Consider the following 14,637-nt stretch of genomic DNA (forward strand, 5'->3'; position numbering starts at 1 on the left):
AGCCGCCGAATGAGGCTTCGGCTGGCGTTGGATACGACGGCGCCCGGCCTTTCGACCGGGCGCGTATGATGCCGATATAGGCCTATTCGACACAAAAGAAAACGCTGACCGACAATCCCATACAGCAACGGTTCATCCGCCCTCACGCAACCTTCGCGGTAATGAAGCTTTTCGGCTTCGGGAGAGGAAACCACCATGTCCATTCTGCTTGGCGCGGCTCTGGCCGCAGCGATGGCCTCGGGCCAGGACTATGCGCAGCAACGCGTCGCCCCGCGCGGCGGCTACGCCCAGTCGTGTTCGGAAGCCTATGTGAACCGCGGTCGTCTCTATGCCGATTGCCCCGACACGCGCGGCCGGATGCGCGGCACGTCGATCGAGCTGAACCGCTGCGGCGGCGAGGAGATCAACAACGACAACGGCCTGCTGGTCTGCGGGCGTTTCCGGGGCGACTATGAAGACAGCCAGCCCGGCCGTCCGGGCGGCGGCTGGGGGCCTGGCAATGGTGGGCCGGGCAACGGCGGTCCAGACTGGGGCGCTGGCGCCGGCCGCGCGCCCCAAGGCAGTTATCGCCAAAGCTGCACGGACGCCTCGGTGCGCGGCGGTCGCCTGTTCGCCCGTTGCGAGGGCGGCGGTCGGGATCGTCGCGCCAGCTCGTTGGACTACAGCCGCTGCGGCCGCTTCGACATCGCAAACGAAAATGGCCTGTTGGTCTGCGGTCCGGTGCTAGGTCAGTGGGAAGGCGAAGGGGGATGGGGCGGCGGCAATGGCGGCGGCTGGGGTCGGTCCTCGATCACCGTCTATGACGACGCCAACTTCCGCGGCGCCTCGCGTGAGTTCACCAGCGAGGACCGCAACCTGGGCCGCACCCCATTCAATGACCGCATCAGCTCGATGCGCGTTGAAGGCCGCTGGGAAGTCTGCACCGACGCCGAGTTCCGGGGCCGCTGCCGCATCGTCGAAGGCGACGTCCGTTTCCTGAACGGCGGCTTCAACGACAACATCTCGTCGCTGCGTCCCGTTCGCGGCGGGCGCTACTAGACGCTCAGCACGATCTTGCCGATGTGCCCGCCGGCTTCCAGTTCGGCGTGCGCATCGGCCGCCTGCTCCAACGCGAAGACCGCCTGAATCTGCGGTTTGACCTTGCCGGATGCGACCCACGGCCAGGCGATCGCCTCGACGGCCGCGGTCAGACGCGCCTTTTCGTTTGCCGGGCGGCTGCGCAGCGTCGATCCGGTCAGGGTCAATCGCTTCAGCATGATCCGCTGCAGATCCATCTCGACCTTGGGGCCGGTCAGGGAGGCGATGACCACCCAACGCCCGCCCGCATTCAGACTGTTCAGGTTCAGGGCGGCGTAGTCGCGCCCCACCATGTCCAGAACCACATCCGCGCCGCCCGCCTCGCGGATCTGCGCCTGCAGATCATCGCTCTTGGCGTCCAGGCTGATGTCCGCGCCCAATGCCTTGGCGGCTGCGGTCTTGTCCGCCCCGCGTGAGGTGGCGATCACTCGGGCGCCTGCCGCCTTGGCCATCTGGATGGCCGTCACGCCGATGCCGCTGGTCGCCCCGTGGATCAGCAACGTCTCGCCGGCCTTCAACGCGCCGCCCTCGAACACATTGGCGAAGACGGTGAAAACGGTTTCCGGCAGCACGGCCGCCTGCACGTAATCCAGACCCTCGGGGATCGGCAGGACATGACGCGCATCCACCACGGCCAACTCCGCATAGCCGCCGCCGCCCAGCAGGGCGCAGACCCGGTCGCCGGCCGTCCAGCGCGTCACGCCCTCTCCGACGGCCTCGATCTCGCCGGCGATTTCAAGCCCCAGAACGTCCGACGCCCCGGGGGGAGGGGGGTAGGCGCCGGTGCGTTGCAGCAGGTCCGGCCGGTTCACGCCCGCGGCCCGCACCCGGATCAGCACCTGACCCGGCCCCGCGACGGGATCGGGTCGTTCGGCGATCTTCAGAGCTTCGGCCGGTCCGGAACCGCCTTCGATTTCGATCACGCGCATCGCACTCGCCTTGCATTCGTCCGTATCCGGGCGTTCAGATAGGGACCGTGGACCGCCTTGGCCATGACAGCGCGAAAGGAAGGCGACGATGTTCGAAGATCTTGAACCCCGCCCGCAACGCGGCGAACCACTGCGGGCCCTGTCACGCGAAGACCTGGATGTTTACGCCGTCGAGGATTTGCAGGAGCGGATCGCCGCGCTGGATGCCGAGATCGCGCGCTCGCGCGCCGCGATCGAGACGAAACGCTCCAAGAAAAACGCCGCCGACGCCCTGTTCAACTTCGGTTCGTGATCGCGAATGGCACGTCCGCATGGCATGAGCGTTGCACCCATTCTGCAAAATGCCGCCGCGAGCGGCCGATTGCAGGACGGACCCGCACTTTTCCGATGTTTAAAGCTCAGATGACCTCCGCTCTCTCTCCCGCTGACCGCAGCCGCACCGTTCGCGATTTCGCCCGGTCGGAACTGTTCGATCGCACCTTCCGCGAAGGCATGGAGCTGGTCGAGGAGACCGCCGCTTATCTGGACGGCGAGGGCCGTCGCGACTCCAAGATGCTGTCGCGCGCCGCCGCCTTGGCCTATGCGGCCGAGAGCATGAAGCTGACCACGCGCCTGATGCAGATCGCGTCCTGGTTGCTGGTCCAGCGGGCCGTGCGAGAAGAAGACATGACGCCCGAGGCCGCCTGCGAACCGCGCTATCGGCTCAACGACCGTCGCATCGACGCCGAGCCCAGCCACGCCGAACTGCCGATCGCCCTGATCGAATATCTGGTTCGTTCGGAAAAGCTGTTCGACCGCACCCTTTATCTGGATCGCCGCATGTATACCGACGATCAGGATCAGGCCCCGGAAAACCCGGTGCTCAGCCAGATGGGCATGCTTGAGGCGGCCTTCAGGGGCTGATCGCCCCTTTACGGCCCGACGTCGTTGGCGTCCGCGCGGCCGTCGTCGATGGGCTTGGGCAGATTGACGCCGATACCCAGCGCCTGCGCCAGCTTGTCGTCGCGGCCATAGACGTCCTCGCGGAACGCCACGCGGCCCTGACCGTCCACGAAGGCGGTCCAATACAGCAGACGCACCGAGATTTCCCGGCCGGTGGTCACGCGCGTCGTCTCGCGCGTATCCTGGGCCGTGTCGAACTGGGCCAGCTTCGTCGGATCGGGCGACAGCAGCAGGCGCGCGAACTCCACCGCATTCTGCACCCGCACGCAGCCGTGGCTGCGCTGACGCGTGGACAGGTTGAAGGCGGCCTTAGACGGCGTGTCGTGCAGGAAGATGGCGTAGCTGTCGCGCAGCTCGAACTTGACATAGCCCAGGGCCGAGCGCGGACCGGCGCGCTGGATGACCGTGCCGTCCTTCACATACATGTCGTTGGCGGCCAGATACCCTGGCCCTTTGGGCAGGATTTCGCGGCGCGCGATGCCGGCCGGCACATACCAGGGCGGATTGGCCACGACCGAGGCGAACGGCTTCTCAAGGCTCGGCGTCTGGTTCTCGGCCGAGCCGACCACGACGCGGTTGGAGTGAACCGGCTTGCCGTCCTTCCAATAGACCATGATGGCGGCGGCGGTGTTGACCTCGATCCGCTCGGGCGCGACCTCGCGCTTCAGCCAGCGACGGCGCTCCAGGTTCAGCGCGATCTGACGCGCACGGTCCTCGGCCGAGGCGCCCAGCGAGCGCTGGGTGCCCGCGCCGATCCGCCCGTCTGCGCCAAGGCCATGGCGGTTCTGGAAGCTTTGCACCGCACGTTGCAGTTCGGCGTTGTAAACCAGGCCCTGCGACTTCAGCCGCGCGCCGTCGGCGGCCGACAGGTCGCCTTCGGCCGTCAGGCGATCGATCAGGGCGGGGATGCGGCGATCGCTATTGCCCGGCTCGATGGTTGCGCCTTGAACAAAGCGGGGCCAGCCGCCCTGCGCCGCCAGACGGCGATAGCGGACATAGCCGGCCGACAGGTTCTGATAGCCGATGTCGGTGGGCGCCAGGCCGTCGTACCATTGGCCCAGCACGTTGCGGGTCAGGGCGTCGCTGAGACCGCGTGGCAGGTCCACGCGGTTCTTCTGCATTTCCCACAGGTCTTCGACCGTCTCGGGCCGCACCTTGCCCTCGGCCAAGACGCGCGCGTAGGCCAGCGCCGCCGCCGTGGTCCGCAGGTCCGCGCTCGCCGGATCGGCTGCCAGTCCCACGAAGTCGAAATAGTCAGAGCCCGCCAGACCATGGCGATTGGCGCCGGCCGCGACAGTGTTCAGCGCCCGAACCCGGTCGGCGTTCCACACCGGCCGCCAGCCATTCATTTCATAGAAGGCGCGCACATCCGCTTGCTGCGTCTCGGGCAGACGCGAAATCTGGTCGTTGAAGCTGTTGTAGAAGGCGGTCGCCTCCGGTCCGCGCTGCACGAAGACCTGCTGCGCGCGCGCCGCCGAGCCAAGGGTCATGGCCGCCGTCGCGACGCCCAGACCCAGTTGCCGTCTATTCATAGTCTTCCGCTTCTTCGATCGCTTCGGCCAGCGTGGCCGACGCCCCTGGTACCCGAACGCCCCCACATTATCGGTGTTCCGACCAAACAAAAAGCGCCGGCCTTGCGACCGACGCTCTTTGACATTGGTTTGCTGCGAGATGTCGCAACCAGGACGCGCTTACTTCTTGATGAAGCCGGCGAACTTGTTGTTGAAACGCGACACGCGGCCGCCACGGTCCATCAGCTGGGCGTTGCCGCCGGTCCAGGCCGGATGCGTCGTCGGGTCGATGTCGAGCGCCAGCTTGTCGCCTTCTTTCCCGTAGGTCGAACGGGTCTGGTAGGAGCTGCCGTCGGTCATCACCACGGTGATGAAGTGGTAGTCGGGATGGGTATCCGCCTTCATGGTCGTCGTCCGGTCTCTGCGCGGTGACGATGCCGACCGTCCGTGCGCGTGAAATGAGAAACCCGCCAGAAAGCCGGCGGGAATGAGGGGCGGCGTTTACACCGGGGGGCGTTCCGGGGCAAGAGGCGGGCGAAATGACCGATCAAGCCGCCGCCTCCGCCTCTTCCGCCAACCGCACCTCGGGCATGGCGTCGCTGGAGGGCCGGCCCAGCGCCGGCGCCCTTCTGGCCGATCAGATGTCCGAAGCGGGCGCCAAGCGCGCCAAGCGCCGCGACATCCGCCCGCTCGCGCGACTGATTCCCTTCGCCATGCGCCACAAGGGTCATGCCCTGATGGCGGTCTTCTGGCTGCTGCTGTCCACCGCCGCCTCGCTGGGCCTGACCGCCTTGGCGCGCGGGGCCATCGACCATGGGTTCGAGGCGGGCGGCGCCAATCTGAACATCTGGTTCCTGCTGCTGGGCGCCAACGCCCTGTTCCTGGGGCTGGCGACCGCCGCCCGCTACTATTTCGTCACCCGCACGGGCGAGCGCGTTACCGCCGATGTGCGCAAGGGTCTGTTTGGCCGAATCCTGACACTGGACCCGTCCTTCTACGCCCATATGCGCACCGGCGAGGTGCTGTCGCGCCTGACCACGGACATCGCCCTGGTCGAGACGTTGATGACGACCTCGATCTCCTACGCGCTCAGAAACTTCCTGACCCTGATCGGCGGCGTGGCCCTGCTGTTCTTCGTCAGCCCCAAACTGACCGGCTTCGTCCTGCTGATCGTGCCCTTCCTCCTGGGGCCGATCTTCATTTTCGGCCGCAAGGTGCGCAAACTGACCGTGGCGTCCCAGGACCGCTTCGCCAACGCCGTCGGCTTCGCCGGCGAAAGCGTGGACGCCATTGAGACGGTTCAGGCCTTCGGCCGTGAACAGAGCGCCATCACCCGCTTCGGCGCGGCGGTCGAGGACGCCTTCAACGCCTCCCTGACCCGGATGCGGGCGCGCGCCTGGATGACCGCCCTGATCATCGTTGTCATGTTCGGCGGCGTGACCCTGGTGCTGTGGCTGGGCGCCCAGGACGTGGTGAAGGGCGCCATGACGCCCGGCGCCCTGCTTCAGTTCGTTCTGCTGTCCGTCTTCGCGGCGGGCGCCGTGGGCGCGCTCGGCGAAAGCTGGGGCGACGTGCAGAAGGCCGCCGGCGCCATGGAGCGGATCGAGGAGTTGATGCGCGCCGTCGCCGGCATCGCCCCGCCGCCGCAGCCCACGGTCCTGCCGACGCCCCCGCGCGGCGAGGTGTCGATGTCGGCCGTGGGCTTCGCCTATCCGGGCCGCCCGGATCTGCCGGCCTTGAAGGGCTTCAGCCTGACCGTGCGCCCCGGCGAGACGGTCGCCCTGGTCGGTCCGTCCGGCGCCGGCAAGTCCACGGTCTTCCGCCTGCTGCTGCGCTTCTATGATCCGCAGACCGGCATGGTCTCGATCGACGGCGTCGATGTGCGCCAGGCCGATCCCGTCGCCGTGCGCGACCGCTTCGCCTGGGTGTCGCAAGAGACGCCGCTGTTCTCGGGCTCGGCCTTGGAGAACATTCGCTTCGGCCGCGAGAACACCACCCTGGAAGAGGCCCGCGCCGTCGCCGAAAAGGCCCAGGCGCTCGGCTTCATCGACGCCCTGCCCGAAGGGTTCGACACCCCGCTCGGCGAGCGCGGCAAGAGCCTGTCGGGCGGCCAGCGCCAGCGCTTGGCCATCGCTCGCGCCCTGGTCCGCGACGCCCCCATCCTGCTGCTGGACGAGGCCACCAGCGCGCTCGACGCCGAAAGCGAACGCCTGGTGCAGGTCGCCCTCGATCAGGCGATGGAGGAGCGCACCACCCTGGTCATCGCCCACCGCCTCGCCACCGTCCTGCGCGCCGACCGCATCGTCGTCATGGACGACGGCCGCGTGGTCGAAGAGGGCACCCACGAGCAACTCGTCGCCCAGGGCGGCCTCTACGCCCGCCTCGCCGAGCTTCAGTTCCGCAACTAGGGCGCCGTGGTCCGCGCCAGGGCCGGGAAGTCGCTGAACAGCGCATCGACCCCGGCTTCGGCGAACGCTGAGGTATAGCCGGCCATGTCGCCGTGCCCGGCCGGGTCGTCGCCTCTGCGTCGCTCGACCGGCAGGAAGGCGTTCTCGGCCCGCAGGGTCCAGACCACAACCTTGAGGCCGGCCGCATGGGCGTCGGCGACCAGGGGGCTCGGCGCGGTCGTGCGGCCTTTGGCGTCGCGCGGCAGGACCAGGGTCGTCTCCGGCGCGACCCAGTCGGCGTAGGCGGCAATGGCTTTCAGCCCCTCGGGCGTGATCATCTGGGCATAGGTAACGTCCGCCCGATCCGCCGGTCCGCCCTTGGCGGCCACGAGTTGAGCCAGCGGCGCATCGATGCGCGTCGCCAACCGCTCCAGCGGCCCGACCTCGAAACACTGGATGATGATCGGGGCCTCGGCGCCCGTCAGACCCAGCCGCTCCAGTTCCGCGACGAAGCCGTCCTCCATCGGCAAGCCGATCCCGGCGAAATAGGTCGGGTGTTTCAGCTCCGGCGCCACGGCGATTGTCCGCCCGGTCCGCGCCGACGCCTCGCGCGCGATGGCGACGACCTCGTCGAAGGTCAGGATCGGCTCTTGACCGTCATAGGCGGCGCTGCCCGGTCGAAACGCGGGCAACCGCTCCCTGGCCCTCAGGGTCTTCAACTCGGCCAGGGTGAAGTCTTCGGTGAACCAGCCGGTGGTCTCGACTCCGTCGATGGTCTTGGTCGTCCGACGGCCCGCGAACTCGGGCCGGTCGCCCACGTCGGTCGTGCCGCCGATCTCGTTCTCATGCCGATCGACGAAGACGCCGTCCCTGGTCAGCACCAGATCCGGCTCGATCACGTCCGCGCCCTGTTCGATCGCCAGCTCATAGGCCGCACGCGTGTGCTCGGGCCGTTCGCCGGACGCGCCGCGATGGGCGATGATCAGGGGCTGGGCCAAGGCTGGCGTTCCGGTCAGGAGGACGAGGCCGCACAGGATGAAACGGATCATCCGCCTTGGATAGGGCAGGGGCGCGACAGGCCGATGACCGTCTCCTCCCCACATGTGGGGAGGGGGACCGCGAAGCGGTGGAGGTGGTCTTGACGCCCCACCGGTCGCTGGCGATCAACCAAGATCCCCTTCGTCACGGCGCTGAAGAAGCGCCGCGCCACTTCCCCGCAAGCGGGGAAGAGACAGAAGCGAGCCTCAGGAGCCCTGAAGCACCTTGCGCAGGTGCGGATGCAGTTCGGTGTTCGACGCCAGGATTGACTTGCCCGTCTTGGGATCGCCGTCGTTCTCGATGGTCGTGACCCGGCCGCCGGCCTCGGTGACGAACAGGATGCCCGCCGCCACGTCCCAGGGCTTCAGATTGCGCTCATAATAGGCGTCGTAGCGGCCTGCGGCGACCCAGGCGAAGTCCAGCGCAGCCGAACCCAGGCGGCGTATGCCAGCGACGCGCTGGCCCACGGCGTGCAAATCCTTGATCGACTGGGCGTGGCCCGACTTGCCGATGAAGGGCAGGCCGGTGGCGATCAGGCTTTCGGACAGATCGCGACGGCCGGCGACGCGGATGCGCTGGTCGTTCAGATAGCAGCCCTTGCCCTTCTCGGCCCAGAAAAGCTCGTTCATGACGGGGTTGTAGGTCACGCCGGCGACGATCTCGCTCGACCCGTCCGGCGCGCGGCGCTCCAGCCCCACCGTGATGGCGAAGTGGGGCATGGCGTGCATGAAGTTGGTGGTGCCGTCGATTGGATCGACGATCCAGGTGTGGGACTTGTCCGTCCCCTCGATCATGCCGCGTTCCTCGCCCAGGAAGCCGTAGCCGGGGCGGGCCTTCATCAGCAGTTCGTAGAGCGTGTCTTCGGCCTTCAGGTCGGCGGCCGTGACGAAATCGCCGGGGCCCTTCCTCGACACCTGAAGCTGGGAGACTTCGCCGAAGTCCCGCAGCATCGGGCGGGCGGTCTTGCGCACCGCATCGGTCATGACTTGGAGCAGGGCGGAGGCGAGGGCCATCGGGGAATCTCCTGGTCCGAAAGTCCTTCAAAGCCGCAGCCGGACAGTCGGAGAAGTTCAGAAAGGAACGGCCCCGTGAGGGGCCGCTTTAGCGTAGTGGTCTGTTAGTCCGCGCGGCGGACGTATTCGCCGCTGGTCGTGTCGACGACGATACGCTCGCCGGCCGACATATAGGGCGGGATCATGATGCGCACGCCGTTGGACGCCAGCGCGGGCTTGTAGGACGACGAAGCGGTCTGGCCCTTCACGGTCGGCTCGGTCTCGGCGACTTCCAGCACGACCTGATCGGGCAGTTCCAGGCCGATCGGACGCTCTTCGTGCATCTCGATGACGACCTTCATGCCTTCTTGCAGATAGGGGATACGCTCGTCGCCGACCCAGTCCTTTTGCAGTTCGATCTGCTCGTAGGTGGTGTCGTCCATGAAGACCAGGCTGTCGCCGTTGTCGAACAGATAGGAGAAGTCCTTCTGTTCCAGCGTCACGCGCTCGACCTTGTCTTCCGACCGGAAGCGTTCGTTCAGCTTGTTGCCGGTCTCCAGGTTCTTGGCCTCGACGTTGGCGAAGGCGCCGCCCTTGCCAGGCTTCACGTGGCTGGCCTTGGTGACGACCCACAGGCCGCCATTGTGCTGCAGGACCATGCCGGGCTTGATGGTGTTGCCGTTGATCTTCATGGGGTCACATCGGAAATGGAGTTGCGCCCTCGCACCGTTCGGGGCGAGGCGAATAGGGCGCGATCCCTAGAGGAAGCCCCGATAAAGGGCAAGGCGACGCAACCTAATGCAGGGTGCGTCCGCTCGAAGCGGCGTCGGCCTTGCGGTGCAGGAAGTTTCCGATCCGGACGCCCGACCCGATCGGCGCCGCCATCTTGCCGGCGCCTTCGTCCAGCTTACGCGCCTCGTGGGCGAAGGCGGCGGCAAGACCCGCTGACGACATGGCGGCGATCACCTGACGCGCCATCGACGACGGACGCAGGCCCAGCCAGATGGCGTTCACCGTCTGGGCGGCCACCCACAGGCCCATGGCCCTGGTCCGCTCCCGCTGGGGCGGGGCGTTCCAGACGCGCACCGCAGACAGGGTGGTGGCGGAAAACACGGCGGGCAGGATCAGACTGAAGGCGCCGCGCGGCTTTTCGGTGATCGGCAGATCCTTCTTGCGGACCTGTTTCAGATTGCGCTTGGGCGTCAACGCCCCCGACGCGATCCCGTGCGCCAGCAGGGCGAATCCGACCGTCAGGGCGATCCCGGCGGCGACGTGGCTCGCGCTGCGGCCCTCGCTGTTCAGCAGATCCACGGCGGCGTCGCGCACGTCGTCGATGGCGTCGTCAATATCGGTCATGGTCCGCTCCAGCTTGGCCCTGACAGGCTAATGACCGGAGCGGATACGGGTTCCGTCAGAAGGCAGAGCTTAGTTGCCGGTCGCAGCGCCGTCGGTGACGATCTCTTTCATCGCCGATTGCAGATAGTTCTGCGCGCCCATCAGCTCGATCAACTTGTGCTGGTTTTCCAGGAAGTCGATGTGCTCTTCGGTGTCGGCCAGGATCTTCATCAGCAGGTCGCGGCTGACGTAGTCGCGGGTTTCCTCGCACTGGGTCACGGCGGCGGCGGTCGTGGCGCGGCTGTCCAGTTCCAGCTGCAGGTCGGCGCCCAGGCATTCGATAGGATTCTCGCCGACCTTCAGCTTGTGCAGGTCTTGCAGGTTGGGCAGCCCGTCCAGGAAGAGGATGCGTTTGATCAGCATGTCGGCGTGCTTCATCTCGCCGATCGATTCTTCGTAGATCACGTTGCCCAGGTGCGCGAGGCCCCAGCTTTCGAACATGCGGGCATGCAGGAAATACTGATTTACGGCCGTCAGCTCGTTGGTCAGCACCGCGTTCAGCGTGCGCAGGATTGCGGGGTCGCCCTTCATGGCCATGGTCCTTGGTCTCGCCACGGCGCTATCGCCGTCTGTCGAGCGCAGCCATAACACAGTAAAACGCACCGTGTTTATTTGCGAGTTTTTATCACTGCATTGAGAGTGCGAGTGACTGTCGGCCGCAGGCGAAGCAAACTATTCGGCTGCGAGTGCGAACGCTTCGCGGCTTTCCTGAATCATCTGACGCATCTCGCAGACGCATTTGGCGCACTGAGCCTGGCACTGGTTGCGCGCGAAGATGTCGCGCGGACGGCAGGCGCCGGCCTCGATGGCCTGGGCGACATCACGCTGGCGAAGACCATTACAGTTGCAGACGTACACGAGGCGCTACACGGCTCACTGACTGAGAATGGTTCGCTATAGCAGTCCTTAAGGCGATTGCAAGTCGTTCGCATGGCTCAGCTGGCGGTCGCCCGTTGACGGATCGTCGCGGGGGCGGGCAATGACGGGCATGGCCCGAACACTGATTGTCCCCGAGCGTCCGCCCTGCCGGCTGTATCTGATCACGCCGCCCGCGATCGCCGACCTGAACGCCTTTGCGCAAACCCTCGATCAGGCCTTGGCCGCCGGCGATGTCGCGGCCTTGCAGATCCGGCTGAAGCCCGCCGACGACGCCGCCATCCGCACGGCGGTCGAGGTGCTGGCTCCCATCGCGCGGCGTCATGATGTCGCGGTTCTGCTGAACGACCGGCCGGATCTGGCGCGGGTCACAGCCTGCGACGGCGTTCACATTGGCCAAGACGACGGCTCGCTGGCCGAGGCTCGGCGTATCATGGGGCCGGACGCCATGATCGGCGTCACCTGCCACGACGACCGCGATCTGGCCTGGGACGCCGCAGAGGGCGGCGCCGATTACGTCGCCTTCGGCGCCTTTTATCCCACAGAGACAAAGGAAACGGTGCATCGTCCGCCCTTGGACATCCTGACGGTGTGGCAAGAGACGGTCGAGACACCCTGCGTCGCCATCGGCGGCATCACGGTCGACAACGCCGCAGAGCTAGCCCACGCCGGCGCCGACTTCGTGGCGGTCAGCGGCGGGGTCTGGAACCATCCTGACGGCGCCGCCGAGGCGGTCAGGCGCTTCAATGAAAAATTGAGGGGCTGACTTCAGGGGATATTAGGAACCGTGTCGTCCTATCCCGACCTCTGATTGGTCGGAACCTGTCCATGATCGTGAGCCGCGCGCTCAATGCCGATGAGCCCCGCACCACGTCCGTCAAGGGCGTGATGGAGGCCGGCTATCGGCCCGGCCCAGGCGACGCCGACGGCCCGGACGGTCCTAATCCCCTGATCCCTGTATTGACCGGCGTGGCGGTCGCCATCCTGGTCGCCATGGCCATCGCCTACACCCGTTCGGCCGGTCTGGTCGCCGGTCTCTGGGGCGCCAGCGGCGTTGCGGTCGCTGTCTGGCTGCGCACCAGCCGCGGCCGCACCAGCGACCTGATCTTCGCCGGGGTCATGGCGGTAAGTATCCTGATCGGCGAGATCATCGCAGGCAACAAGCCGCCGCTGGCGCTGGCCTTTACGATCGCAAACATGATCGAGATCGTCGGGGCTGTCCTGCTGGCGCGCCGGTTCTCGCCCACGCTCAACCTGTCCAGCCTGAACGGCGCGGTCAGCTTCCTGTTTTTCGCGGCTGTCCTGGCGCCGATCCCCGCCGCCCTGTGCAGCACCCTGATCCTGTCGCTGATGGGCCAAGGCGACATCGTTTGGCAGGGGTTCCAGACTTGGTGGCTGGGTCACGCCTTGGGCATCGCTGTACTGGGTTCGCTAGGGATGTCGCTGACGCCTGCGATGTTCGCGCGTCTGCTGAAACCCAGGAAGCTGATCGAAGCCGCCGTTCTGATCGGACTGGTTCCCGTCTTCTACTTCGTCGCCTTCACGGGCGACGTGCCGATGGGCTTCGTGCTGCTGCCGCTTCTGTTGGGGATCGCGGTGCGGCTCGGCGTCGCCGGCACAGCCTTTACCCTGGTCGTGATGAGCGTGCTGCTGGTCGGCAGCGCCATGATCGGCAATGGTCCCTATGTCCAAGGCGACCTGACCCACCAGGTTCTGATGGCCCAGATGCTGGTGCTGATCGGCTATATGCCCGTCCTGTTGGTGGCCTCATTGCTGGAAGAGCGCGACCTTCTGGCTGAGCGCGCGCGATTGGGCCGTGAACGCGCCGAAAAAGCGTCGGAGGCCAAGTCCCGCCTGCTCGCCAACGTGGCACATGAGATCAAGAGCCCCGTCGCCGGCATCATCGGCATTGGCGACCTGTGGCGGCAGGGCCACCTTGGGCCTGTTTCGGCCCAGCAGGCCGAGATGTCCGACATGCTGGTAAAGACCGCGCGCCAGGTCGAAACCCTGGCCCACGATCTGTTGGATGTGGCCCGTGCCGAATCCGGGGCGGTCCGGGTCGATTTGCGCCCGACCGACATTCCAGGGCTGCTGGACGACGTGCGCCGCACCTGTCTGCTGTGGCCCGACGCCGACCGGGTCGCTGTCGAGGTGGTGTGCGAAGGCGATGGTTTGATCGCGGTTGCGGACTCTCAGCGTCTGGCCCAGATCATCACAAACCTGACCAGCAATGCGCTGAAATACGGCGGGGCCGGCGGTCGTGTCGTGCTGCGGGCGCTTCGTCAGGACGACTGCGTCCGTATCGAAGTCAGCGATTTCGGCCCCGGTCTGTCGCTTCAGAAGCAGGCGCAGCTGTTCGAGCCCTTTAACCGCCTTGGCCTTGAGCGTTCGACGGTCGAGGGGCACGGCGTCGGCCTGGCCCTGGCCAAGCGATTGGTCGAGTTGCAGGGCGGCTCGATCGGCGTGATCTCGGCGCCGGGCGAGGGCGCAACCTTCTGGGTCTTGCTGCCCAAAGCGTGAGGTCGCGCTTGCGGTCGCGCCCCGGCCGCGCGATGGTCGGGCCATGCCCATGATCGCCCTTGCCGCCGCCCTCGTGATTTCCGGACAGGCGACGACGCCTCCGCCGCAGCGCGCCGGTTCCAACCTGACGCGGGACTTGAACAGCGCCCCGCCTTCCGCGACCCCGCCCGCCGCCTCCACCGCAGCGCCGACTCAGGCCCCGGCCCAGGCTCCGGCCAGGGCGCCGACCCAGGCCTTGCCTCCGATCGGCCAGACCCCCGCAGCATCGCCGCGTCCGGCGCCCGCGGCGTCATCCGCGCCGCGCACGACCCAAACCCAGCCGCCGATCGGCCAAAGCTCGGCGACCACGACGCGCCCGGCGACCGCGACACGTCCGCAAACGCCAGCACCGACCACAACGGCGCCTCAAGCGACCGCGCCCCAACCGGCAACGACCGCGCCTGCCGCAACAGCGCCGGCGGCCTTAAACGCAGCCGCCATCGCCGCAATGCCGTTCAGCATCCAGCTGCCCGCCGGCCTGACGATCATCCCGGCGCGCGCCGGCGCGACCGCCAGCATTTATCGCGTCCAGCGCGGCGACCAGACCCTGCTGATGATCTACGCCGGGCCTTCGTCGCAGTTTCCGATCTACGATGGCGAGACGGTCCGCGCCGGCGGTCGCGCCTCGGTCGTCGTCACCGAAGGCAGCCGCCGTATGGCGATGGAGCATCTGTTCCAGCGCGCCACGGATCCCAAGGAAATCCACGTCTGGATCGCCAGCGTCGAGGGCGCGGACCGGGATCTGGCCGAACGCATCGGCCAGTCCATTGACGCTCGTTAATCGATCGGACCCCTGACACGGGAATTATGACAGACCCCATTCCAGGCGCTGTCGCTGTCTGGCAGCGCCTGCGGACGGCGGACAAGCTTGAGGTGGTAACGATGCTTCCGTGAGCACGATCGGCTCAGCCGATCTCGGGTCTTATGGCGC

16 protein-coding genes are annotated in these 14,637 nt (G+C 66.9%); 7 read left to right on the forward strand and 9 right to left on the reverse strand.

The window, feature by feature from the left end; translation table 11 throughout:
* Nucleotides 1-195: 195 nt before the first annotated feature.
* Complete coding sequence (locus LG306_RS09160; RefSeq protein WP_404413853.1) at nt 196-1,038, forward strand: beta/gamma crystallin-related protein; 843 nt, start codon at nt 196-198, stop codon at nt 1,036-1,038.
* Here LG306_RS09160 and LG306_RS09165 read toward each other — a convergent pair.
* Nucleotides 1,035-2,006: an NAD(P)H-quinone oxidoreductase gene (locus LG306_RS09165; RefSeq protein WP_404413855.1), complete on the reverse strand. Its 972-nt coding sequence runs from the start codon at nt 2,004-2,006 to the stop codon at nt 1,035-1,037. The genes LG306_RS09160 and LG306_RS09165 overlap by 4 nt on opposite strands.
* A gap of 88 nt (nt 2,007-2,094) precedes the next feature.
* Here LG306_RS09165 and LG306_RS09170 point away from each other — a divergent pair, with 88 nt between their 5' ends.
* The gene (locus tag LG306_RS09170) at nt 2,095-2,298 is read left to right on the forward strand and encodes a DUF1192 domain-containing protein (protein ID WP_404413857.1); all 204 of its coding nucleotides are present in this window, start codon (nt 2,095-2,097) and stop codon (nt 2,296-2,298) included.
* A gap of 110 nt (nt 2,299-2,408) precedes the next feature.
* Entirely contained in the window at nt 2,409-2,909 is a 501-nt protein-coding gene (locus LG306_RS09175; protein ID WP_404413859.1) for a DUF1465 family protein, read from the forward strand.
* 8 nt (nt 2,910-2,917) lie between these two features.
* Here LG306_RS09175 and LG306_RS09180 read toward each other — a convergent pair whose 3' ends face one another.
* Nucleotides 2,918-4,480, reverse strand: a complete 1,563-nt coding sequence (locus LG306_RS09180) for a murein L,D-transpeptidase (RefSeq protein ID WP_066623193.1) — start codon at nt 4,478-4,480, stop codon at nt 2,918-2,920.
* A gap of 159 nt (nt 4,481-4,639) precedes the next feature.
* The gene (gene rpmE, locus LG306_RS09185) at nt 4,640-4,864 is read right to left on the reverse strand and encodes a 50S ribosomal protein L31 (RefSeq protein WP_404413861.1); all 225 of its coding nucleotides are present in this window, start codon (nt 4,862-4,864) and stop codon (nt 4,640-4,642) included.
* Between the two features lie 134 nt (nt 4,865-4,998).
* Here rpmE and LG306_RS09190 point away from each other — a divergent pair, with 134 nt between their 5' ends.
* Nucleotides 4,999-6,867, forward strand: coding sequence for an ABC transporter transmembrane domain-containing protein (locus tag LG306_RS09190; RefSeq protein ID WP_404413863.1), 1,869 nt, complete (start codon nt 4,999-5,001; stop codon nt 6,865-6,867).
* On the opposite strand, the gene LG306_RS09195 is transcribed toward LG306_RS09190, so the two are convergent.
* The 6 genes from LG306_RS09195 to LG306_RS09220 all read right to left on the reverse strand — a co-directional run bounded on the left by LG306_RS09195 (nt 6,864) and on the right by LG306_RS09220 (nt 11,129).
* Complete coding sequence (locus tag LG306_RS09195) at nt 6,864-7,895, reverse strand: glycerophosphodiester phosphodiesterase (RefSeq protein WP_404413865.1); 1,032 nt, start codon at nt 7,893-7,895, stop codon at nt 6,864-6,866. The genes LG306_RS09190 and LG306_RS09195 overlap by 4 nt on opposite strands.
* A gap of 195 nt (nt 7,896-8,090) precedes the next feature.
* Entirely contained in the window at nt 8,091-8,897 is an 807-nt protein-coding gene (locus LG306_RS09200; protein ID WP_017504555.1) for an inositol monophosphatase family protein, read from the reverse strand.
* Nucleotides 8,898-9,001: 104 nt separating this feature from the next.
* Nucleotides 9,002-9,568, reverse strand: a complete 567-nt coding sequence (gene efp, locus LG306_RS09205; RefSeq protein ID WP_404413867.1) for an elongation factor P — start codon at nt 9,566-9,568, stop codon at nt 9,002-9,004.
* Nucleotides 9,569-9,671: 103 nt separating this feature from the next.
* Entirely contained in the window at nt 9,672-10,232 is a 561-nt protein-coding gene (locus LG306_RS09210; protein WP_404413869.1) for a tryptophan-rich sensory protein, read from the reverse strand.
* Between the two features lie 69 nt (nt 10,233-10,301).
* A complete protein-coding gene (gene bfr, locus LG306_RS09215; protein WP_205681364.1) occupies nt 10,302-10,802 on the reverse strand; it encodes a bacterioferritin in 501 nt (166 codons plus the stop codon).
* A gap of 141 nt (nt 10,803-10,943) precedes the next feature.
* Complete coding sequence (locus tag LG306_RS09220) at nt 10,944-11,129, reverse strand: bacterioferritin-associated ferredoxin (RefSeq protein ID WP_017504559.1); 186 nt, start codon at nt 11,127-11,129, stop codon at nt 10,944-10,946.
* A 130-nt stretch (nt 11,130-11,259) separates the two neighbouring features.
* Here LG306_RS09220 and thiE point away from each other — a divergent pair, with 130 nt between their 5' ends.
* The 3 genes from thiE (at nt 11,260) to LG306_RS09235 (ending at nt 14,487) form a co-directional block, all read left to right on the forward strand.
* A complete protein-coding gene (thiE, locus tag LG306_RS09225) occupies nt 11,260-11,913 on the forward strand; it encodes a thiamine phosphate synthase (protein WP_404413871.1) in 654 nt (217 codons plus the stop codon).
* A gap of 62 nt (nt 11,914-11,975) precedes the next feature.
* The gene (locus tag LG306_RS09230; RefSeq protein WP_404413873.1) at nt 11,976-13,667 is read left to right on the forward strand and encodes an MASE1 domain-containing protein; all 1,692 of its coding nucleotides are present in this window, start codon (nt 11,976-11,978) and stop codon (nt 13,665-13,667) included.
* Between the two features lie 43 nt (nt 13,668-13,710).
* Nucleotides 13,711-14,487: a hypothetical protein gene (locus LG306_RS09235; RefSeq protein WP_404413875.1), complete on the forward strand. Its 777-nt coding sequence runs from the start codon at nt 13,711-13,713 to the stop codon at nt 14,485-14,487.
* The last annotated feature ends 150 nt before the right edge of the window (nt 14,488-14,637 follow it).

This window comes from Brevundimonas vesicularis, from assembly GCF_044807075.1.
Taxonomy (GTDB): domain Bacteria; phylum Pseudomonadota; class Alphaproteobacteria; order Caulobacterales; family Caulobacteraceae; genus Brevundimonas; species Brevundimonas vesicularis_G.

Excerpts from the sequence above, each read along its gene's own strand:
- LG306_RS09160 (WP_404413853.1), top strand. The coding sequence starts at position 196 with ATGTCCATTCTGCTTGGCGCGGCTCTGGCCGCAGCGATGGCCTCGGGC.
- LG306_RS09165 (WP_404413855.1), bottom strand. The coding sequence starts at position 2,006 with ATGCGCGTGATCGAAATCGAAGGCGGTTCCGGACCGGCCGAAGCTCTG.
- LG306_RS09170 (WP_404413857.1), top strand. The coding sequence starts at position 2,095 with ATGTTCGAAGATCTTGAACCCCGCCCGCAACGCGGCGAACCACTGCGG.
- LG306_RS09175 (WP_404413859.1), top strand. The coding sequence starts at position 2,409 with ATGACCTCCGCTCTCTCTCCCGCTGACCGCAGCCGCACCGTTCGCGAT.
- LG306_RS09180 (WP_066623193.1), bottom strand. The coding sequence starts at position 4,480 with ATGAATAGACGGCAACTGGGTCTGGGCGTCGCGACGGCGGCCATGACC.
- rpmE (WP_404413861.1), bottom strand. The coding sequence starts at position 4,864 with ATGAAGGCGGATACCCATCCCGACTACCACTTCATCACCGTGGTGATG.
- LG306_RS09190 (WP_404413863.1), top strand. The coding sequence starts at position 4,999 with ATGACCGATCAAGCCGCCGCCTCCGCCTCTTCCGCCAACCGCACCTCG.
- LG306_RS09195 (WP_404413865.1), bottom strand. The coding sequence starts at position 7,895 with ATGATCCGTTTCATCCTGTGCGGCCTCGTCCTCCTGACCGGAACGCCA.
- LG306_RS09200 (WP_017504555.1), bottom strand. The coding sequence starts at position 8,897 with ATGGCCCTCGCCTCCGCCCTGCTCCAAGTCATGACCGATGCGGTGCGC.
- efp (WP_404413867.1), bottom strand. The coding sequence starts at position 9,568 with ATGAAGATCAACGGCAACACCATCAAGCCCGGCATGGTCCTGCAGCAC.
- LG306_RS09210 (WP_404413869.1), bottom strand. The coding sequence starts at position 10,232 with ATGACCGATATTGACGACGCCATCGACGACGTGCGCGACGCCGCCGTG.
- bfr (WP_205681364.1), bottom strand. The coding sequence starts at position 10,802 with ATGAAGGGCGACCCCGCAATCCTGCGCACGCTGAACGCGGTGCTGACC.
- thiE (WP_404413871.1), top strand. The coding sequence starts at position 11,260 with ATGGCCCGAACACTGATTGTCCCCGAGCGTCCGCCCTGCCGGCTGTAT.
- LG306_RS09230 (WP_404413873.1), top strand. The coding sequence starts at position 11,976 with ATGATCGTGAGCCGCGCGCTCAATGCCGATGAGCCCCGCACCACGTCC.
- LG306_RS09235 (WP_404413875.1), top strand. The coding sequence starts at position 13,711 with ATGCCCATGATCGCCCTTGCCGCCGCCCTCGTGATTTCCGGACAGGCG.